General features: G+C 67.9%; 20 protein-coding genes and 1 tRNA gene. 12 read left to right on the forward strand and 9 right to left on the reverse strand.

Annotated elements, in window-relative coordinates:
- Window positions 1-45 precede the first annotated feature (45 nt).
- The 3 genes from L2U69_RS10555 (at window position 46) to L2U69_RS10565 (ending at window position 1,760) form a co-directional block, all read left to right on the forward strand.
- Window positions 46-396, forward strand: coding sequence for a ribbon-helix-helix domain-containing protein (locus L2U69_RS10555; RefSeq protein ID WP_236106767.1), 351 nt, complete (start codon window positions 46-48; stop codon window positions 394-396).
- A 79-nt stretch (window positions 397-475) separates the two neighbouring features.
- A complete protein-coding gene (locus L2U69_RS10560; RefSeq protein WP_236106768.1) occupies window positions 476-787 on the forward strand; it encodes an alkylphosphonate utilization protein in 312 nt (103 codons plus the stop codon).
- A gap of 88 nt (window positions 788-875) precedes the next feature.
- Window positions 876-1,760, forward strand: coding sequence for a DUF1295 domain-containing protein (locus L2U69_RS10565; protein ID WP_236106769.1), 885 nt, complete (start codon window positions 876-878; stop codon window positions 1,758-1,760).
- Between the two features lie 274 nt (window positions 1,761-2,034).
- Here the strand turns inward: L2U69_RS10565 and rtcA are convergent, their stop codons facing one another.
- The 3 genes from rtcA to L2U69_RS10580 form a co-directional block, all read right to left on the reverse strand.
- Window positions 2,035-3,048 carry an RNA 3'-terminal phosphate cyclase gene (rtcA, locus tag L2U69_RS10570; protein ID WP_236106770.1) on the reverse strand — a complete coding sequence of 338 codons (1,014 nt, stop codon included), beginning with the start codon at window positions 3,046-3,048 and terminating at the stop codon, window positions 2,035-2,037.
- Window positions 3,049-3,079: 31 nt separating this feature from the next.
- Window positions 3,080-4,306: an RtcB family protein gene (locus L2U69_RS10575; protein ID WP_236106771.1), complete on the reverse strand. Its 1,227-nt coding sequence runs from the start codon at window positions 4,304-4,306 to the stop codon at window positions 3,080-3,082.
- A gap of 600 nt (window positions 4,307-4,906) precedes the next feature.
- Window positions 4,907-6,454, reverse strand: a complete 1,548-nt coding sequence (locus tag L2U69_RS10580) for a vWA domain-containing protein (protein WP_236106772.1) — start codon at window positions 6,452-6,454, stop codon at window positions 4,907-4,909.
- A 264-nt stretch (window positions 6,455-6,718) separates the two neighbouring features.
- Between L2U69_RS10580 and rtcR the strand changes: the two genes are divergently transcribed.
- A complete protein-coding gene (gene rtcR / locus L2U69_RS10585; RefSeq protein ID WP_329605391.1) occupies window positions 6,719-8,305 on the forward strand; it encodes an RNA repair transcriptional activator RtcR in 1,587 nt (528 codons plus the stop codon).
- Between the two features lie 176 nt (window positions 8,306-8,481).
- On the forward strand, window positions 8,482-8,691 hold the full coding sequence (locus L2U69_RS10590) for a hypothetical protein (RefSeq protein ID WP_236106774.1): 210 nt from the start codon (window positions 8,482-8,484) through the stop codon (window positions 8,689-8,691).
- 40 nt (window positions 8,692-8,731) lie between these two features.
- On the opposite strand, the gene L2U69_RS10595 is transcribed toward L2U69_RS10590, so the two are convergent.
- The gene (locus tag L2U69_RS10595; protein ID WP_236106775.1) at window positions 8,732-9,559 is read right to left on the reverse strand and encodes an AraC family transcriptional regulator; all 828 of its coding nucleotides are present in this window, start codon (window positions 9,557-9,559) and stop codon (window positions 8,732-8,734) included.
- Between the two features lie 147 nt (window positions 9,560-9,706).
- Here L2U69_RS10595 and L2U69_RS10600 point away from each other — a divergent pair, with 147 nt between their 5' ends.
- Both L2U69_RS10600 and L2U69_RS10605 read left to right on the forward strand, forming a co-directional pair.
- The gene (locus L2U69_RS10600) at window positions 9,707-10,402 is read left to right on the forward strand and encodes an O-methyltransferase (protein WP_236106776.1); all 696 of its coding nucleotides are present in this window, start codon (window positions 9,707-9,709) and stop codon (window positions 10,400-10,402) included.
- 8 nt (window positions 10,403-10,410) lie between these two features.
- Window positions 10,411-11,148 carry a siderophore-interacting protein gene (locus tag L2U69_RS10605; RefSeq protein ID WP_236106777.1) on the forward strand — a complete coding sequence of 246 codons (738 nt, stop codon included), beginning with the start codon at window positions 10,411-10,413 and terminating at the stop codon, window positions 11,146-11,148.
- 130 nt (window positions 11,149-11,278) lie between these two features.
- Here L2U69_RS10605 and rpsA read toward each other — a convergent pair whose 3' ends face one another.
- From rpsA to aroA, 3 genes are all read right to left on the reverse strand, one after another.
- Window positions 11,279-12,985 (reverse strand): 30S ribosomal protein S1, encoded by a 1,707-nt coding sequence (gene rpsA / locus L2U69_RS10610; RefSeq protein WP_236106778.1) that lies wholly within the window; start codon window positions 12,983-12,985, stop codon window positions 11,279-11,281.
- Between the two features lie 160 nt (window positions 12,986-13,145).
- Window positions 13,146-13,820, reverse strand: a complete 675-nt coding sequence (gene cmk / locus L2U69_RS10615; RefSeq protein ID WP_236106779.1) for a (d)CMP kinase — start codon at window positions 13,818-13,820, stop codon at window positions 13,146-13,148.
- Entirely contained in the window at window positions 13,817-15,130 is a 1,314-nt protein-coding gene (aroA, locus tag L2U69_RS10620; RefSeq protein ID WP_236106780.1) for a 3-phosphoshikimate 1-carboxyvinyltransferase, read from the reverse strand. The genes cmk and aroA overlap by 4 nt, the downstream gene beginning before the upstream one ends.
- Window positions 15,131-15,261: 131 nt before the next feature.
- Between aroA and L2U69_RS10625 the strand changes: the two genes are divergently transcribed.
- The 3 genes from L2U69_RS10625 to gpt all read left to right on the forward strand — a co-directional run bounded on the left by L2U69_RS10625 (window position 15,262) and on the right by gpt (window position 16,506).
- Complete coding sequence (locus tag L2U69_RS10625; protein ID WP_268967338.1) at window positions 15,262-15,759, forward strand: TIGR02300 family protein; 498 nt, start codon at window positions 15,262-15,264, stop codon at window positions 15,757-15,759.
- A 104-nt stretch (window positions 15,760-15,863) separates the two neighbouring features.
- A tRNA-Ala gene (locus L2U69_RS10630) sits at window positions 15,864-15,939 on the forward strand.
- Window positions 15,940-16,005: 66 nt separating this feature from the next.
- Window positions 16,006-16,506 (forward strand): xanthine phosphoribosyltransferase, encoded by a 501-nt coding sequence (gene gpt, locus L2U69_RS10635; protein WP_236106781.1) that lies wholly within the window; start codon window positions 16,006-16,008, stop codon window positions 16,504-16,506.
- On the opposite strand, the gene L2U69_RS10640 is transcribed toward gpt, so the two are convergent.
- The gene (locus tag L2U69_RS10640) at window positions 16,507-17,478 is read right to left on the reverse strand and encodes a histone deacetylase family protein (RefSeq protein ID WP_236106782.1); all 972 of its coding nucleotides are present in this window, start codon (window positions 17,476-17,478) and stop codon (window positions 16,507-16,509) included.
- On the opposite strand from L2U69_RS10640, the gene L2U69_RS10645 reads away from it, so the two are divergent.
- Both L2U69_RS10645 and L2U69_RS10650 read left to right on the forward strand, forming a co-directional pair.
- A complete protein-coding gene (locus L2U69_RS10645; protein WP_236106783.1) occupies window positions 17,477-18,325 on the forward strand; it encodes a fumarylacetoacetate hydrolase family protein in 849 nt (282 codons plus the stop codon). The two genes, L2U69_RS10640 and L2U69_RS10645, sit on opposite strands and share 2 nt — an antisense overlap.
- 42 nt (window positions 18,326-18,367) lie before the next feature.
- Window positions 18,368-19,234: an IclR family transcriptional regulator gene (locus L2U69_RS10650; RefSeq protein WP_236106784.1), complete on the forward strand. Its 867-nt coding sequence runs from the start codon at window positions 18,368-18,370 to the stop codon at window positions 19,232-19,234.
- Here L2U69_RS10650 and L2U69_RS10655 read toward each other — a convergent pair.
- A complete protein-coding gene (locus L2U69_RS10655) occupies window positions 19,120-19,491 on the reverse strand; it encodes a DUF952 domain-containing protein (RefSeq protein ID WP_236106785.1) in 372 nt (123 codons plus the stop codon). The two genes, L2U69_RS10650 and L2U69_RS10655, sit on opposite strands and share 115 nt — an antisense overlap.
- Between the last annotated feature and the right edge of the window lie 98 nt (window positions 19,492-19,589).

The following is a 19,589-nucleotide window of genomic DNA, read 5'->3' on the forward strand; positions in this document are numbered from 1 at the left end:
CTTCGCGGGCGTAGCCTCGCGGAAAGGCAAAAGGGGAGGAAGACGATGTGCAGACTCTTCATCGGCGCCGATCCGTCGCTCTGGGCCAGCCGGGCCAAATCGCTCCGCCTCGGCGGCATGGTCACCAGCATCCGGCTGGAAGATTATTTCTGGCGTATCCTGGAAGAGATCGCCGCCCGCGACGGCCTGACCGTGAACCGCCTGATCGCGCGCCTGCACGACGAGGCGGTCGATGCGGGCCACGACCCGGGCAATTTCACCTCGTTCCTCCGGGTCTGCTGCGCCCGTTATCTCGGCCTGCTCGCCGCCGGCGAACTGCCGGCGGGCCGGCCGATCCGCAGTCTCGACGCGGCCGGCATCCTGGCGCGGGAAGAGGCGGGGCTTCTGTCCGCCTGATCCGCGCCGTTCTTTCCGTTTGGTGAAGACGGGGGCTTGCGCGTAGACATGCCCTCGTTTCGAGAAACGGGAGATGTCCATGGCCCAGGACGACGACGAATACGTCTATGACGAGGCGACCGGCGAATGGCGCCCGGCGTCGGAGATGGCGGCCGAGGCCGCCGCGACGGCCGGTCCGGTCGAGGTGCGCGACGCCGCCGGCAACATTCTGGCCGATGGCGATTCGGTCGCCCTGGTCAAGGATCTGAAGGTGAAGGGCACCAGCCAGACCCTGAAGCAGGGCACGGTGATCAAGTCGATCCGCCTGACCGCCGACCCCGAAGAGATCGACTGCCGCTTCGAAGGCATCAAGGGCCTCGTGCTGCGCACGGAATTCGTGCGCAAGCGCTGAGCGCCGATTTCCCCGCGCGGCCCGGCCGGGGCTCCGCTAGACTGCCCTCCGGGGACGGGTGGAAAGCCCGGGCGAGGGGGGGAAGGACATGGCGGCAAGACCGGCCGACAACCTGGCGATCGTCATCGCCTACGGGCTGTGCGTGGCGGCGGGGGCCGCCGTCCTCTACGGTGCCGGCCTCCATGGTGTAGGCCTGCCGGCGCCCTGGGATGCCCTGGCGGCGGATGTCGTCGCCACCCTGGTGATCTTCGGTTTCAGCCGGGCCTATGGCAATTCCAGCTTCTACGACGCCTATTGGAGTGTGATTCCGCCCCTGCTGGCGGTCCATTGGTACGCGACGGGGGGCGACGCGATCGACGGTCTGCGCGCGCTGGCGGTGATCGTGCTGGTCGTCCTGTGGGGCATCCGGCTGACGGCGAATTGGGCCATCCATTGGGGCGGCCTGGGCCATGAGGACTGGCGCTATCCGCTGGTGCGCCAGCGCGCGGGCAAGGCCGCCATCCTCGCCGATCTCTTCGGCATCCATCTGTTCCCGACCGTGCAGGTCTTCCTCGGATGCCTGCCGGTCTACGCCGTCATGAATTTCGGCCGGGCGCCCTTCGGCCTTCTCGACGCGGTGGCGGTCGCCGTCACCCTGGGCGCCATCGCGATCGAGACCGTCGCCGATCGCCAGCTTCACGCCTTCGTCGCGAGGAAGCAGCCGGGCAGCTTCATCCAGAGCGGGCTCTGGGCCTGGTCGCGCCACCCCAATTATTTCGGCGAGATGAGCTTCTGGTGGGGCCTCATGCTCTTCGGCCTTGCCGCCGCGCCGCAATTCTGGTGGTGGATCGCACCCGGCGCCCTGGCCATGACCGCCATGTTCCTTTTCGCCAGCATTCCCTTCATGGACCAGCGCAGCCTGGAGCGCCGCCCCGGCTTTGCCGACTACATGCGCCGCACCTCCGCCCTCGTCCCGCTGCCACCGAAGCGATAGGATCGTGACGTCGCGTCCGCCTGTCTCACGTGACGAAACCGGCGGATCTTGTTTCGCCGGATAAAAGCCTTAAATGATAAGAAGTTTGCATTCTGACGAATGCATACGGCTTATCCCATTGCACCGAGCGACGGGCGCCGGCGAAACGGCGGTACAAGCCGATGCGGCGTCCGAGGTCCCCATCCACCAGGCATAAGGGCTCACTGAAAACTTGGGGGTCGGGGCGGGCGCGGACCGGGATCGACGATCCCGGTCCGCGTTCCATTTTCGCCGCTCAGATCCGTCGCGCGAGATGGGTGCCGTCGTCCTGCGCGGCGAAGGTCCAGCGCTGGCCCGTAAAGCGGGCGATCACATCCGCCGCCGTCAGGCTGTGCCGGCTCGGCTTCACCGTGGTAAAGGCGCCGCCGCCGGCGAGCGCGAAGGGCAGCAGCAGTTGGTCCGCCAGATAGGGGCCGGCGAAAGCCGCCGAGCCGATGAAGCCCGCCATGCGTTGGGCCGCCGTCTTGGCCAGCGACTGGGCCGAGGTGCCGATCTTGCCGAAACCCGTCACAATCTCCGTTCCCCGTTCGAAAGCGGCCTCCAGCAGCAGCACGTTGCCCGGTCCGCGATCCGCGGGCAGTTCATGCGTGGCGAAGGCCTCTTCCGGCCAATCCAGGAACCGCCGCGCCGTCTCGATCTCGCGCGTGACGATGTCGAACGGCAGGCCGGCGATCAGCGCCGTCGCCGATACGGAGAGGGGCGCGCCGCGATCGAGGCAATCGACCGGGGACAGCGGCGCGGGCGCGATCTCGATCTCCACCCGGCCGCCGCCGCGCGGATAGAAGCCGTGGCGTATCAGCCGGGCCGTGACGCGGGGACCCAAGCGATTCAGCACCGGCAGGAAACAGCGATCGATGAAATCGAAGGGCGGCGCCTGCATATTGTGGGTGCCGCCCTCGAGCACGAGGCGCGACGGCGCGCCCGCCATCACCAGCGGCATCAGCACCGTCTGCAGCACGAGGCTGGTCGAGCCCGCGGTGCCGACCGCGAAATGATAGTCGCCCGCGCGGACGGTGCCGGGGTGGAAGGTGATTTCGGACGCCCCGACGGCCGCGCCGTCACAGGTCGCATCGGCGATGGCGCAGGCAGCCTCCACCGCGGTCAGATGCTGGCGCATCAGGCCCGGCTTTTCGCGGCCGCCCCGAATATTGGTGATCCGGAAGGGCTGGCCGGTCGCGAGCGACAGGGCGAGCGCATTGCGCACCACCTGCCCGCCGCCTTCGCCTTCGGCCCCGTCGATCGTGATCATGATGTCCTCTAAATGGGCGGCGTGAAGGGCCTCAGCCCTTCACGCACACCACCTGCTTCAGGGTGTGGACGATCTCCACCAGATCGGCCTGGGCGGCCATCACGGCTTCGATCGGCTTGTAGGCCTTGGGCGTTTCGTCGATCACGCCCGCGTCCTTGCGGCATTCGACGCCTTCGGTGTCGTGGATGTGTTCCTCCAGCGTCACCTGGCGCTTGGCCTCGTGGCGGGACATGACGCGTCCCGCGCCATGGCTGCAGCTGTCGAACGCCTCGGCGTTGCCGAGACCACGCACGATGAAGGACTTCGCCCCCATCGAGCCCGGAATGATGCCCATCGCCCCCTTGGCCGCGCGCACCGCGCCCTTCCGGGTCACGAGCACGTTGGCGCCGAAGTGGTTTTCCCGCGCCACGTAATTGTGGTGGCAGTTCACCGCCTCCAGCTCGGCGTCGAAGGGCTTGGCGATCCGGCCGCGCAGCGCCCGGATCACATTGGTCATCATCGTCCGCCGGTTCAGCGCGGCGAAATCCTGGGCCCATTCGACCGCCTCGACGTAATCGTCGAAATGGTCGGTCCCTTCCGGGAAATAGGCCAGATTCTCGTCGGGCAGATTGACGAACCACTTCCGCATATCCTGCTTCGCCAGCTCGATGAAGAAGCTGCCGATGGCATTGCCCACCCCGCGCGAGCCGGAGTGGAGCATGATCCACACCCGCTGCTCGGTATCGAGGCAGATCTCGATGAAGTGATTGCCGGTGCCCAGCGTCCCCAGATGCACGAGGCTGTTCGCCTTCTTCAGCCGGGGATACTTGGCCGCGATCCGGTCGAAACGATCGGCCAGCGTCGCCCAGGCGGCGACGATCTCGGGGCCGGGATCGCCCCAGCTTCCGTTGTCGCGCTTGCCCCGGCCGACGGCGCGGCCATGGGGCACGGCCTGCTCGATCGCCGAACGGATGCCTTCCAGACTGTCGGGCAGATCCATCGCCGTCAGCGAGGTCCGCGCCGCCATCATGCCGCAGCCGATGTCGACGCCGACCGCCGCCGGAATCACCGCGCCCTTGGTCGGGATCACCGAACCCACGGTGGCGCCGATGCCGACATGGACGTCGGGCATGGCCGCCATGTGGCGGTAGATGAAGGGCATCCGCGCCGCATTGGCGAGCTGTACCCGCGCCTTGTCGTCGACCGGCACGCCCTTCGTCCACATCTTGATCGGCACGCCGCCTTCGACGTGCTGGATGTCGTAAGTCTTCTCGGTCATGGCTGACCTCACTTGTCCTTCTCTGTCGTGCCTCCACGCGACGACCAGCGATTGGCGAGACATTTCTCCCATGGCTCTCGCCATGAGGGGAGGATTCGAACCTCCTGACTGCCTAAATGTAGTCCCGCCGGCATTCGCCGCGCTTCGGCTCGGACTGGCGACGACGGAGGGCGAGACGGTGCCTGAGCTATCCGGTTGCCCGGAGGTGGAGTTGAACCACCGCCTCCCACACGGATGTGGGCGCTCTGTCCAAGTAGTCCCGCCGGCATTCGCCAGCATCGAAATGGTCCATGGCGACCAGGCATATGGCGGACATGCCTCACTCTAGCGCGAAGCTAGCGACCGTTTTGCCGGCCCGACAGGCGTCGAACCCGCGACCCGGGGAGTGACAGTCCATGTAGTCCGCCAGGCATTCGCCATGGGGTTAGGGGGGGGGATCGTGGCGACGAGAGACGGCGAGACGCGGCCCTTAAGCTACGTGTCGGCGGCGGGGTTCGAACCCGCATCTCCCCATGCCCTTGCGGGCGTCGGGGCGCTTTACTCGTCGGGCCTCGCGGTTGTGACGTGTAGTCCCGCCAGCATTCGCCACGATCCCTGTTCTCAAACCTCCGTCTGTTCGACGATCCCGACCCAGTCGCGCGTCTCGCCCGAGACGAAGCGCGCGATCACGTCGAAGACCGCGTCGGAGAACCCTCCGACATTCAGAATTTCCGGCCGTCCGGTCGCCTGGGCGGTGCCATAGGGCTGGATATCGATGCAGACGAGTTTCGCCTGCGGGTTCCGTTTCACGATCCGTTGCCATTCCAGCATCGTCGCCGTGGCGCCGTACCGCGTGGCATCGACCCAGGACTGATTGTCCGAGACGATGACCACCAGATCGACCTCCGCCTTCTCGTCGGCCAGCAGGGCGAGCGGCGCCGAGACATTGGTCCCGCCACCATTCAACGCCGCCAGACGCGCCGTATTGACCGCAAGACGGTCATCCGGGGGCAGGGCGACCGGATATACCGTGGTGCCGAAGGGCAGCACGCGGGCCTGCCGGTTGGTGCGCAGCATGGCCGCCGCGAACAGCGCGGCGACATCGATGCAGGTAACCTTGGACGTGGCGCCCTTGCGGTAACCCGTCGCCGGCGAATGCATCGACCCCGAAACATCGGGGCAGACCACCACGCGGCCCGGCACTTTCGGCACGGCACGCAGCGAGAACTCCAACGCCTCCTCCAGCGCCGCCTGAACCGCCAGCGGCACACCGTTCGAGACCTGACCCAGCGCCATCATGAGCTGATAGGGCAGGGGCCGGACCTTGTGCAGCGTGTCTTGATCCGCGAGCCTTTCGGCCACGCGTTCCAGTACCCGCTTCTCCTCCAGCACGCCATTGCGCGCCAGGGTGTTCAGATTCATGCGCAGCGCCTGCCACCCCATCCGCTCCGAAAGCTCGCACCATTGCGCCGTGGTCAGCGGGAAGCTGGTCAGCCATTCGAAGGGCACGGGCGGCAGCGGCAGCGTGCCGTCGCGCTTCCAGGCCTCGAAGGCGGCGATCTCCGCCGGCAGGGCGGCGACGTCGTAGGGACGGTCCAGCAGCCAGCCGTAGAAAGCCTTCCGCACGGCGTCCGCCGGCTTGGGGTGGACCATCTTCACGATGTCCGCCAGGCTCGGATCGCCACCGGTCGCGGCGGCCATCAGGTCGCGCATCGAGGCCCGCTCCAGCCAGTTCTGCACCAGGCGCTTCGGCCGCGTGCCCAGCGACTTCCTCCCGACCTGACCCGACCGCATGATCTGCACGAAATTGCGCAGCATGCGGCCATTGTCGATCACCCGGCCGAAGACGCGAACCGCGAGGTCGGGATCGGCGACGGTCAGATAGGCGGTCAGCAGGGTCGGCATATCCTTCATCGCGCCCGACGTCCGCGCATAGACCGCCGCCTTGGCGACGAACAGCGGGTCGAGCTTGCGGGCGGCCTCCAGCACGTCGGCAAGCTGCGTCTCGGCGCCGGCATAGAACGTCTCGGACAGGGTGCCGGTCGCCGCCAGTTGGGCGAGCTTGGCGGCCGGCGCATAGTCATAGGCCTGCGCCCCCGCGCGGTTCCGCGTGTCGGTGCTCGGCAGCAGCATGGCCACGGCGCTCGCGAACAATCCCTTGTTGGCCATCGTCCAACTCCTTCATCCCGGGGGCGACCGGCTCGATCCGGCCGCCCCCCATTCCGTCCGCCGGCGGCGCCTTCGCCTGACCGACGCTGGATGATCTGCAGAAGGCATGCCAATCCCGATGATGATCGGTGAGTTTTCTATAAGTTATTGAAATTGAACGGATAATAATTTTCCAGGCGAGATGATGGCATTTGGCCGAATGGAAAAATAATATCGATTAAGATCGGATTTTATCCTATTATCTAAATTATGAAACCGCTGACCGTGATCGGATTCCTGGGCTCCACCCTCGATGCCAGCAAGTTCGGGCCGTCGCGCTGGAACAAGTGGCGGCCGACGGTCGGCCTTGCCATGCATGACGATCTGCGGGTCGACCGGCTGATCCTGCTGCATGGCAAGGCGCACGACCGGCTGGCGGCCTATGTGACGGAAGACGTGCGTGCTGTCTCACCCGAGACGTCGGTCGATCTGCGCCGCCTCGACTTCAAGGATCCTTGGGATTTCGAGGAGGTTTACGGCACCTTGCTCGACTTCGCGCGGGGCCAGGCCTTCGATCCCGAGGCGGAGGACTATCTGATCCACATCACCACCGGCACCCATGTGATGCAGATCTGCCTGTTCCTCCTGACCGAGGCGCGCGACCTGCCCGGGCGCCTGCTCCAGACCCAGCCGTCGCGCGGGGAGATCAGGCCGGCCGGCAGCTACAGCATCATCGACCTGGACCTGTCGCGTTACGACAGTATCGCCACCCGTTTCGCCGCCGCCAGCGCCGAGAGCGCGTCCTTCCTCAAGTCCGGCATCGAGACCCGGAATGGCGCCTTCAACCGCATGATCGACGAGATCGAGCGCGTGGCGCTGCGCTCCCGCGCGCCGGTTCTGCTGATGGGCCCGACCGGCGCGGGCAAGAGCCAGCTCGCTCGACGCATTCACGAATTGAAGCGCCTGAAGCATCAGGTCGCCGGCAGCTTCATCGAGGTGAATTGCGCGACCCTGAAGGGCGACAATGCCATGTCCGCCCTGTTCGGCCACCGGAAAGGGGCCTTTACCGGCGCCGTCTCGGATCGGCCCGGGCTGTTGCGCGCGGCCGACCGGGGCATGCTGTTTCTCGACGAGATCGGCGAACTCGGCCTCGACGAACAGGCGATGATTCTTCGCGCGATCGAGGACAAGCGTTTCCTCCCCGTCGGCTCCGACAGGGAGGCGGCATCGGATTTTCAACTGATCGCCGGCACCAACCGTGACCTGGGCGAAGCGGTTTCGGCCGGCGCCTTCCGCGAGGATCTCTATGCCCGCCTGAACCTGTGGACCTTCCGCCTTCCCGGCCTCGCCGCCCGGCGCGAGGACATCGAGCCCAATCTCGACTACGAGCTCGACCGTTTCGCCGAACGGGAAGGAGACCGCGTCAGCTTCAACAAGGAAGCCCGCCAGCGCTATCTCGCCTTCGCCACCGCCCCCGATGCCTCCTGGCCCGGCAATTTCCGCGATCTCGCCGCCAGCATCACGCGCATGGCGACCCTCGCGCCCCGGGGCCGCATCGATACCGAGACGGTCGACGTCGAAATCGCCCGCCTGCGCCGGCTCTGGTCCGGCCAGGCGCGGGCGGACGAAGCGGGCGCGGGCGACCTCCTGTCCGAATTCCTCACCGCGGATGCCCTTGCCGCGATCGACCGCTTCGACCGCGTTCAACTCGCCGATGTCATCCGCGTCTGCCGCGCCAGTCGTACCCTTTCCGACGCCGGCCGCACTCTCTTCAACGCCTCGCGCACCCGCCGCAGCACCGCCAACGACGCCGATCGCCTGCGGAAATATCTGGCGCGCTTCGGCTTGGAATGGCGTGCGGTGGCCGGGTGACGCCCGACGGTCGGCGATCGGCGGCGGGAAACACTCCTCTCATTCCGTCGCGAAAAATATATTCTGGGTTGTGTCATTCCCGGAAAAAAATCGAAAACATGTGGGGTAATCACCTTCTTCAACGATCGAGAACGTCGGGGGTATCTCTTCAATCGACATGCTGATGGGAGGAAGGCATGGCAGACTCGGATACCCCTCAAGCGCGCCTGCCGCGCGGCGCCATTCCGTCGCCGCGCTGGGCGCTCGCCGCGGCCAGGCCGTTCGTGCGCGACACGGCGCTGGCGGTGCCGCCGAACTTCCTGATGTGGCCCGGCCAGCTGCTCGCCGCCACGGAGGAAGCCTGGGTTCGCGACCCGACCACCATCGTCCGGGACGCCGACCGCTAGCGCGGCCGCGGCACCCGTCGCGGGCGGGTGCCGATCCGGTTCAGGCCGCGGCCGGCCCGGACCGGCCCGCGTGCCGCTCCGCCATATAGCGTCCCGGCGAGGTGCCGAGGACTTTCCGGAACATCGTCGCGAAACTCGGCACGCTCTCGTAGCCGAGATCGGCGGCGACCTGCTGGATCGTGGCGCCGCCGGCCAGCCGGTTCACGGCCAGCATGACACCGAACTGCTGGCGCCAGCGCCCGAAACTCATGCCGGTTTCCCGGCGCACGCGCCTCGCCAGGGTTCGCCCGCTCATGCCGGCACGCTTCGCCCAGGCCGCCAGCGGCTCGCGGTCCGCCGGCGCGGCCAGCATTTCGTCGAGGATCGCGCGCAGGCGGGCGTCCGCCGGCATCGGCAGGTGCAGATCCTCGACCTTCGCCGCCGCGAGCTCGTCGAGCAGCACCGCCACCAGCCGCGAATTGGCGCCGCCCTCCTCGTAGAGCGCGGGCAGATGCGCGGCGCGGACGAGAAGTTCGCGGAGCAATGGCGTCACCGAGACGGCACGGCAGGCGTCGGGCAGGGCCGCGTTCACCGTCGGATCGACGAAGGCGTTGTAGCCTTCGAGCGGGCCCTCGATCCTGATCGCATGGAGCGCGCCGCCGGGAATCCAGAGAGCGCTGCGCGGCGGCACGCTCCACAGGCCGCCCTCGACCTCGCATCGAAGGGCGCCCTGCTGCACCAGGATGATCTGCCCCTTCGCGTGGCGGTGGGGGGCCAGTTCGACGCCGCGAAAATCGGCCGAGGCGAAACCGAAGGTCACGACTGAGCGGGGCAGTTCGTCGGGGTCGACCCATTCGGCTTCGTCGGGCGGTGACGTCAGGATCGGCATGCTGCGCCTTCGAAAGGATCATGATATTGGCCGGATTGAATAATATTATGTCATGCTTTCGAAATGACGCCAAGTTCCGGCCCGCCTATCCTCGCCCTGCACCTGTCGGGGGCTTCGGTGGCTTTCGCGTCTTTGGAAGGATGTGGCGTGAACACGTTGGACAGCGGACCGGTGACCCGGGTTCTGGATCGGCTCCATCGGGAGGGCGAGGTCGCGGACGGCCGCTATTTCGCGGAGGTCGGGGCCGCGATGGCGGCGTCCGGCGCCACGCTGGAACAGACGGCGGCGGGCCTGATCGCGGCGGAGCGGCTGGACTATCGGGCGGTCTGCAGTGACCATGCCGATCATTTCCTCAACGTCACGCGGGCCTGCGGCCGTTTCCTCTACATGATCGCCCGGGCCTGCCGGGCTGTCCGGATCGTCGAATTCGGCACGTCGATGGGCGTCTCGACGATCTATCTCGCGGCGGCGCTGCGCGACAATGGCGGCGGCCACCTCGTCGGTTCCGAGTTCGAGCCCGCCAAGGCCTCGCGGGCGCGCGCCAATCTGGACGCGGCGGGGCTTGCCGATCTGGTCGACATCCGTGAAGGCGACGCCCTCGATACGCTCGAAGACGTCGGCGGGCCGGTCGATCTCCTGCTGCTCGACGGTGCCTTCGCGCTCTATCTGCCGGTCCTCAGAATGATCGAGCCCGGGTTGCGGCGCGGCGCCGTGATCCTCGGCGAAAACGCCTTCGATCCCGGCTATCTGGACTATGTCCGCGACGGCGCGAATGGCTACGCTTCGCGGCCGCTGCCGATCGATGAGGGCCGCGGCAACGAATTCACCGTCAGGACCCTGTGAGGCTCGCGATGGCATCGACCGAAACCCCCGCCGCCAGGGCTCCCGGCCGGCTGAACCAGGCGCTCCTGCGGCTCCTGATGAAGCGCGCGACGATCGCCGCGATCGAAGACCTGGCCCCGGATTTCCGCCTGATCACCCTCGAGGGCCCGGCCCTTCGGGACGTTGCCTGGATCCCCGGCCAGAAGGCACAGATCGCCATGGGCTCCGCCTTCGTCACGCGGACCTATACGCCGATGGACTGGGACGCGGGACGCGGCCGCAGCCGCCTCCTCGGCTTCATGCATGGCGACGGGCCGGGCGCCGCCTGGGTCCGCGGGCTCGCGCCCGGTGCGGCCTGCGATGTCTTCGGCCCGCGCCGCTCCCTGGACGTCGGGGCCGTTGCGGGGCCGCTCGCCGTCTTCGGCGACGAAACCTCGATCGGCCTCGGCCACGCGCTGTCGCGCCAGGACGAGTCCCGTCGGGTGTCCTGCCATTTCGAGGTCGGGGATGTCGAAGCCTGCCGCGCCGTCGCGGCCCATCTCGGTCTCGGCGATGCCCGGCTGTTCGCCCGCACGGCCGGCGACGGCCATCTGGCCGGGATGGAAGCCGCCCTGCCGGCCCTCGCCGCCACCGGCGCCGCCTTCGTCCTGACCGGCAAGGCCGGCACCATACAGCGCCTGCGCCGGGCCCTGAAACGCCACGCCGTCCCCGCCGCCCGCATTTCCACCAAGGCCTATTGGGCCCCGGGCAAGACCGGGCTCGACTGACGGCGGCCCGCCACCTCCGAAAGCGATCCGGGCACGCCATTGTCGGCGCGCGCGGACCTCGAAACAGTCGGGGCGCGCCATCGCTGGCGCGCCCCGTGTCCTTCCGCCTGAGCGGACAGATGTTCGAGGATTACTCCTCGTCGGCTTCCGCCTCCGCCTTGGCGCGGGCCTTGGACATGGCCGCACCCAGGATGTCGCCGAGGGAGGCGCCGCTGTCGGACGAACCGTACTGGGCGACCGCTTCCTTCTCTTCCTCGATCTCGCGCGCCTTGATGGAGAGCGAGAGCTTGCGGGTGGCACGATCGACGTTGGTGATCTTGGCGTCGATCTTGTCGCCCACGGCGAAGCGTTCCGGACGCTGGTCCTGACGGTCGCGCGCCAGGTCGGCACGGCGGATGAAGCCGCGCAGGCCATCCTCGCCCACCTCGACCTCGACGCCGCCGTCGTTCACTTCGACCACGGTGCCGGTGACGACCGAGCCCTTGCGCATTTCGTTGGCATTGGCCAGCGGGTCGCGCGCGAGCTGCTTAACGCCGAGCGAGATGCGCTCCTTCTCGACATCGACGTCGAGAACCACGGCACGCACCATGTCGCCCTTCTTGTAGTCCTGGATCGCCTGTTCGCCAGGACGGTTCCAGTCGAGGTCGGAGAGGTGGACCATGCCGTCCACACCGCCGTCGAGACCGATGAACAGACCGAATTCGGTGATGTTCTTGACCTCGCCCTCGATCTCGGTGCCCTGGGGATGCATGGCGGCGAAGGCCGACCACGGGTTCTCCAGGCACTGCTTCAGGCCGAGCGAGATGCGGCGCTTGTTGGCGTCGACCTCGAGCACCATCACTTCCACTTCCTGCGAGGTGGAGACGATCTTGCCCGGGTGGACGTTCTTCTTGGTCCAGCTCATCTCGGAGACGTGGACCAGACCCTCGACGCCCGGCTCCAGCTCCACGAAGGCGCCGTAGTCGGTGATGTTGGTCACGCGGCCGAGGAACTTCACGCCCATCGGATACTTGGCGGCGACACCATCCCACGGATCCGCGAGAAGCTGCTTCATGCCGAGCGAGATGCGCTGGGTTTCCGGGTTCACGCGGATGACCTGGACCTTCACGGTCTGGCCGATGGTCAGCGCCTCGGACGGGTGGTTGACGCGGCGCCACGCGATGTCGGTCACGTGCAGCAGGCCGTCCACACCGCCCAGGTCGACGAACGCACCATAGTCGGTGATGTTCTTGACCACGCCTTCCAGGATCTGGCCTTCCTTGAGGTTGGCGACCAGTTCCGAGCGGGCCTCGGCGCGGGTCTCCTCGAGGACGGCGCGGCGCGACACGACGATATTGCCGCGGCGACGGTCCATCTTCAGGATCTGGAAGGGTTGGGGCACGCCCATCAGCGGGGTGATGTCGCGCACCGGGCGGACATCGACCTGGCTGCCGGGCAGGAAGGCCACGGCGCCCGAAAGGTCGACGGTGAAACCGCCCTTGACGCGGCCGAAGATCACACCCTCGACGCGCTGGCCGTTCTCGAACGCGCGCTCCAGGATGGTCCAGGCTTCCTCGCGGCGGGCCTTCTCGCGGCTGATCACCGCTTCGCCCATCGCGTTTTCCATGCGCTCCAGATAGACCTCGACGATGTCGCCGGGCTTCAGTTCGGCCTTCTGGCCGGGAGCAGCGAATTCCTTCAGCGCGACCCGACCCTCGGCCTTCAGGCCGACGTCGATCACCGCGAAATCATTCTCGATCGAAACGACACGCCCTTCGATCACGGTACCTTCGAGAGAATTGGCGGTCCCGAAGGACTCTTCCAGCATCTCCGCGAAATTCTCTTTGAACTCGGTCATTCTCAGCAGTCTCCTAACAATTCTTACCGGCCTGCCGGTTGTCTCCGGCGGTCTTCCCCCTACCCGAATACGGGTTTTCTCCCCGGGGGCACGCATGACAAAAAGCACGGGAACCACGGACTTCCCGCCCAGGCCCCCCGCGTTTCGGGATCACGCCTGTTCAGGTCCGCGATTGCCGCGCCCTCTCGATGATGGCCTTCGCCTTGGCGAAGACCTCTTCAATAGCCAAATCCGAGGTGTCCAGCAAGTGGGCATCGTCGGCCGCCTTCAGGGGGGCGGTGGCGCGGCCGGCGTCGCGGGCGTCGCGGGCCTCGATCTCGGCCCTGATGCGGGCCATGTCGGCCGGCTGGTCCTTCGCCGTAAGCTCGCGGAAACGGCGCAGCGCGCGGGCTTCGGTGCTGGCGGTCAGGAACAGTTTCACGGGCGCGTCCGGGCAGATCACGGTACCGATGTCGCGGCCGTCGATGACGGCGCCGGGCTTGCCGCCGGGCGGCCTGGCGCCGAACTGGCGCTGGGCATCCACGAGGGCGGCGCGCACGGCGGGCATGGCCGCGACGACGGAGGCCAGATTGCCCGTCTCCTCGCGCCGAAGGTCGGGCGAGGCGAGCAGGGCGAAATCGAGGGCGCGGGCGGCCGCCTCCGCCTCCGCCTCGTCCGGTGCGGGCAGGCCGGCGCGGATCAGGGCGAGCGCCACGGCGCGATAGAGCGAGCCGGTATCGAGGTAGGCGAAGCCGAACTCGTCCGCGAGCCGCCTTGCCAACGTACCCTTGCCGGCGGCGGCCGGTCCGTCGATGGCGACGACGAAGGCGCCGTGCTCGGACCCGGCACCACTCATGAGAAGACGGCTCCGAGGCCGGTCATCATGGCCGCGAATCCCGGGAAGGAAGTGTCGATCATGCGCACGTCGTCCACCGTCACCGGGGCCCCGGCGGCCAGCCCCATGACCAGGAAGGACATGGCGATGCGATGATCGAGATGGGTGGCGACCGTGCCGCCGCCCGCGACCGCGCCGCCCTTGACGTGGAGGTAGTCCGGCCCCGCCTCATGGGCGATGCCGTTGGCGGCGAGGCCGGCGGCGACGGCGGCCAGGCGGTCGCTCTCCTTCACCCGAAGCTCCGCGAGGCCGTTCATGCGCGTGGTGCCCTCGGCGAAGGCGGCGGCGACGGCCAGCACGGGATATTCGTCGATCATGGCGGGGGCGCGGCTGGCGGGCACGGTCACGCCCTTCAGGGCGGAATGGCGCACGCGCAGGTCGGCGACCGGCTCGCCCCCTTCGACGCGGCGGTTCAGATAGGCGATGTCGGCGCCCATTTCGATCAGCGTGTCGAACAGGCCGGCGCGCAGCGGGTTGAGGCCGACGTTCTCCACGGTGACGTCCGAGCCCGGCACGATCAGGGCGGCGACCACGGGAAAGGCGGCGGAGGAGGGATCGCCGGGCACCACCACGGGGGCGGCGGTCAGCTCCGGCTGGCCGCGCAGGGTGACCCGGCGCTCGCCGTCGGCGCCGTCGACCACCCTGACCTCGGCGCCGAAATGGCCGAGCAGGCGTTCGGAATGATCGCGCGTCGGCTCGGGCTCGATCACCGTGGTCTCGCCCGGGGCGCACAGCCCGGCCAGCAGGATCGCCGATTTCACCTGGGCCGAGGCGACGGGCAGGCGGTATTCGATCGGCATCGGCGCCCGCGCGCCGACCACCGCCAGCGGCAGCCGCCCGCCGGCCCGGCCGACGAAGCGCGCGCCCATGCGCGACAGCGGATCGGTGACCCGCGCCATGGGACGGCGGTTCAGGGAAGCATCGCCGGTGAAGATCGCGGTCACCGGATGGCCGGCGACGAGACCCATCAGCAGGCGGGCGCCGGTGCCGGAATTGCCCATGTCCAGAATGTCGGCGGGCTCGATCAGGCCGCCCACGCCGACGCCGTCGACCTGCCAATGTCCGGGGCCGAGGCGTTCCACCGTCGCCCCCAGGCGGCGCATGCATTCGGCCGTGTGCAGCACGTCCTCGCCTTCGAGGAGGCCGGTCACCTCGGTCCGGCCGACGGCGACACCGCCGAGAATCAGGGCGCGATGGGAAATCGACTTGTCCCCGGGGACCGTCACGTTTCCGGTCAGGGCGGGGCTCGTTTTGGCGCTCAGGGCAGGCACGGTACCGTCTCGAACTGCAGAATCGACAGGCCTGCGCTTACCACGTCGCCAATCGCTTTGACAGACCGTACACTTCATGGCAAAGCCACGCCCTGATTTTCGCTTGCCTGATCTTCACTGGGAGGACGACCTTGGCCAAACCGGAATGGGGCGTGAAGCGGCATTGCCTGTCCTGCGGTGCACGCTTTTACGACATGGGCCGCGACCCGATCGTGTGTCCGAAGTGTGAAGCGGTGTTCGAGCCCGAAGCCGCCCTGAAGGTCCGTCGCTCGCGGCCCGACACCAAGGCCGCCAAGGCGAAGGCCGCCGCCGCAGCCGCCGCCGCAGTCGTCGAGGACGAGGATTCGGAGGACGAGGACGTCGACGACGAGGATGCGGACGGCGATTCCGACGACGAAGAAGATGATGACGACGGCATCGACGAGCTGGACGGCGACGAGGAGGACATCATCGCCGACGGCGGTGACGACGACGAGGATGGCGACGGCGACGATATCGACGTCGAGGACGCCATGGACGACGACGATGACGATGATTCGATTCTCGACGACGACGATGACGACGACGAGAATCTGGAGGACGTGGTCGACGCCGATCTGGACCTCGACGACGACGACAAGGACCGCTAAAAAACTCTTGACCGGATCGCGGACTGCCCATAATGTCCGCGCTCCGCAGGGGACGCGCCCTCGCGAAAGCGAAAAGGTAGTGGAATCAGCGGGTTAGACGGTATGGGGCCATAGCTCAGTTGGGAGAGCGCTTGAATGGCATTCAAGAGGTCAGGGGTTCGACTCCCCTTGGCTCCACCAACCGTCTGATGCAGAAGAAAGGGCGACCCCGACGGGTCGCCCTTCTTGCTTTTGGGGTGAGGCGCGATGAGCGAGGCGAGCGGCCAAAAGGCCTTTCCGGTTTCCTGGGAACAGTTCCACCGTGACGCCCGCGCCCTGACCTGGCGCCTGACCGCGGGCGAGCGGACCTACAAGGCGATCGCCTGCATCACGCGCGGCGGCCTGGTGCCGGCGCTGATCGTCGCCCGCGAATTGAACATCCGCCTGATCGACACGATCTGCATCGCCTCCTACCACGACTACAAGGAACAGGGCGATACGCTGGTGATGAAGGGCCTGGCGCCCGAACTGGCCGAACTCGCCGCCGACGGCGGCAGCGAGATCCTGCTGATCGACGATCTGGTCGACACCGGCAAGACGGCGCGCATCGTCCGCGACATGCTGCCCAAGGCCCATTTCGCCACGGTCTATGCCAAGCCCATGGGCCGCCCCCTGGTCGATACTTTCGTGACAGAGGTCAGCCAGGACACCTGGATCTATTTCCCCTGGGACATGGGCCTCAGCTTCCAGCCCCCCATCGCGGGCTGATCAGCCTTCCGCCGCCAGGATCGCCGCCGCCGTCTGGTGCAGGATGGCGTGGCGGTCCGCCAGGGCTTCGACATCGTTCATATAGCCGCCGCCGATGACGGAAGCGACCGGCAGGCCGGCATGGCGCAGGCGGGCGATCACATGGCGGTCGCGGGCGGCGATGCCGGCGTCGGTCAGGGCGAGGCGGCCCAGGCGGTCCTCGGCGTGGACGTCGACGCCCGCATTGTAGAAGGCGATGTCGAAGGGGCCGGCGGCCAGCGCGGTTTCGAGGGCGGGGGCCAGGGCCGCCAGATAGGCGTCGTCGCCGGTGCCGGGGGCGAGGTCGACGTCGAGGTCGCTCGGTTCCTTCCGGACCGGGAAATTGGCGCCGCAATGGACGGATAGGGTGAAGACGTCGCCGTCGTCCGCGAAGATCGCCGCCGTGCCGTCGCCCTGATGGACATCGAGATCGACGATCAGGGCACGCTTGATCTTCCCCGCCGCCTGAAGCGCGCGGACCGCCACCGCGACATCGTTGAAGACGCAGAAGCCGGCCCCGGTCTCGGGCCTGGCGTGATGGCTGCCGCCCGCCGTGTTGCAGGCGACGCCGGCCCGAAGCGCCAGCCGCGCCGTCGCCAATGTGCCGCCGGAGGCGAGGAGGGCGCGGCGCGCGACCCCGGCATCGACCGGCAGGCCGATTCGCCGCGCGATCGCCGGCGGCACGCTCAGGGTCAGCACGGCATCGACATAGGCGGCATCGTGGACGCGGAGCAGGGCGTCCCGCGCAATCGGCGCCGGGACGTGCAGATGGCCGGGCCCGGCGAGGCCCAGGGCCTGCAGGCGCGCGAACAGGGCGGCGAATTTGCCCATGGGGAAGCGGTGACCTTCGGGCAGGGGCGGGGCATAGGCTTCATGGTGGACGACGGGCAATGGAATGCGCTTTTCTTGCGCCGGGGCCCGTTCGTCGGCTTCCTGTTCCCTGGAGATCGTCATGAAGCTCGTCTCGTTCCTCGATGGTCAGCGTCTCGGCTATGGGGCGGTGAAGGATGGCGGGATCGTCGACCTCGGCGCCCGGCTCGGCGCCGACGCGCCGACGGTCAAGGATTGCATCGCCAACACCCTGGGCAAGGCCGGCGTCATGGTGGCGCGTTTCGCGCCCGATTTCGCGCTCGATCACGTCAGGCTGCTGCCGCCGGTGCCGACGCCTCAGAAAATTCTCTGCATCGGCGTCAATTACGCCGACCACGCCAAGGAGATGGGGCGCCAGCCGCCGCCCTACCCGACCGTCTTCACCCGCTTCGCCGATACGCTGGTCGCCCATGGCGACAGTCTGATCCTGCCCGTCAATTCGACGCATTTCGACTACGAGGGCGAATTGGCGGTGATCATCGGGCGCCCGGCGCGCCATGTCCGCGCCGCCGACGCCATGGCCCATGTCGCGGGCTATGCCTGTTTCCAGGATGCTTCCGTGCGCGATTTCCAGCGCCACACAAGCCAGTTCACGCCGGGCAAGAATTTTCCGGGCACCGGCGGTTTCGGCCCCTTCATGGTGACGGCCGACGAAGTGCCGGACCCCCACGCCCTGTCCCTGACGACACGGGTCGACGGCGTCCTCCGCCAGGAAGGCAATACCGGCGACATGATCTTCCGCATCCCGGAGATCATCGCCTATCTCTCGTCCTTCACCACGCTGCATCCGGGCGACGTGATCGCGACCGGCACGCCGTCGGGCGTCGCCGCCGGGCAGGAGCCGCCGCCGTGGCTGAAAGCGGGCCAAAACGTGGAAGTTGAAATCGGACTGATCGGAACGCTCCGCAATTCCGTATCAGAAGAAGGATGAGGCCAAAGGTCGGACCTCGTCCCTCTTCTTGGAGGCACTGGGATGAGCAGTCTCGATCGGATGTTGCGGATACTGGAACTCTTCGCGGCGGAGCGGCCGCGCTGGACGGTGGAACAGGCCATCGCCCGCACCGGCTATTCCCGTTCGACCATCTATCGCTATTTCAAGAGCCTGAGCGGCGCGGGCCTGGTTTCCGCCGGTGCCGACGGTGCCTACAGCCTCGGCCCGGCGGTGATCGGGCTCGACCGGCTGATCCGTCTCTACGACCCGCTGCTGGTGGCGGGCGGTCCGCAGATCACCGAACTGGCGCGGGCGACCGGCCTCGTCGCGGTGGTTGAATCCTTTCGTGACCAGGTGGTGGTGACCCATGTCGAGACGGCCCCCGATACAATAGCCCCCGATACGGCGGCCCCCGACAGGGCAGCCGCGGCCGGGCTTCAGCGCGGGCTTTCGGCCGGCATGCTGGACAGCGCGGCCGCCCGCGTCCTTCTCGCCTGCGAGAATGCGCGCCGGCTCCGCCGCTTCTACGACGTCTCGGCGCCCGCCGTGGCGCGGGCCGGCCTCGGTGCCGACTGGGGGGCTTTCCGCCAGTCGCTGCGCGTGCAGCGCCGGGTCGGCTTCGCCGTCCATGCGGGCGAGGGGCCGCTCGGCCATCTCCGGGTGGCGGTGCCAGTGTTCGGCGAGGGTGAACGCGTGGTCGCCGCCCTGGCCGCCCCCGCCGCCGAACGCGACGAAGCCCGCATCGGCGAGATCCTGCTGCGCGCCGCGCGCCGCATCTCGACCCGGATCCGGGATTACGTTCCGCCCGAGGACGACGAGGAGACGGCCGAGGCCGCATCGTGGCGCCCGTCCGCCCCTGTCGGCAGTGGCGCGGCGCCGATCACCGCCGAAAGATTCAGGCTGGCGTAGAGATGGGGGAAGAGGTCGCCCCCGCGCGACACTTCCCATTTCAGCGCGGGGCCGAGGCGGGCCGTATCGACGGCGACCAGCCACAGATCCGTGGCCCCCGCGAAATGCTTGTCCAGCGTGCCCCGGACCTGATGCGCGGCCGAGAAATGGATGAAGCCGTCGGCGACATCGACCGCCGCGCCCGCGAAGGTGCCGGCGGCCTGGAACGTGTTCCAGGCCGTCTGGTCCATCACCTTGTAGACAATGGCGTCAGTCATCGCCCGCTCCTGAATTAAAACGCGTCCTGGCAGTAGGATTACCCCTCACCCCCACCCTCTCCCCGCAAGCGGGGCGAGGGAGCCTGCTCCGCGCTCGG

It is taken from the genome of Zavarzinia marina, assembly GCF_021568905.1.
In the GTDB taxonomy this organism is placed as follows: Bacteria; Pseudomonadota; Alphaproteobacteria; order Zavarziniales; family Zavarziniaceae; genus Zavarzinia; species Zavarzinia marina.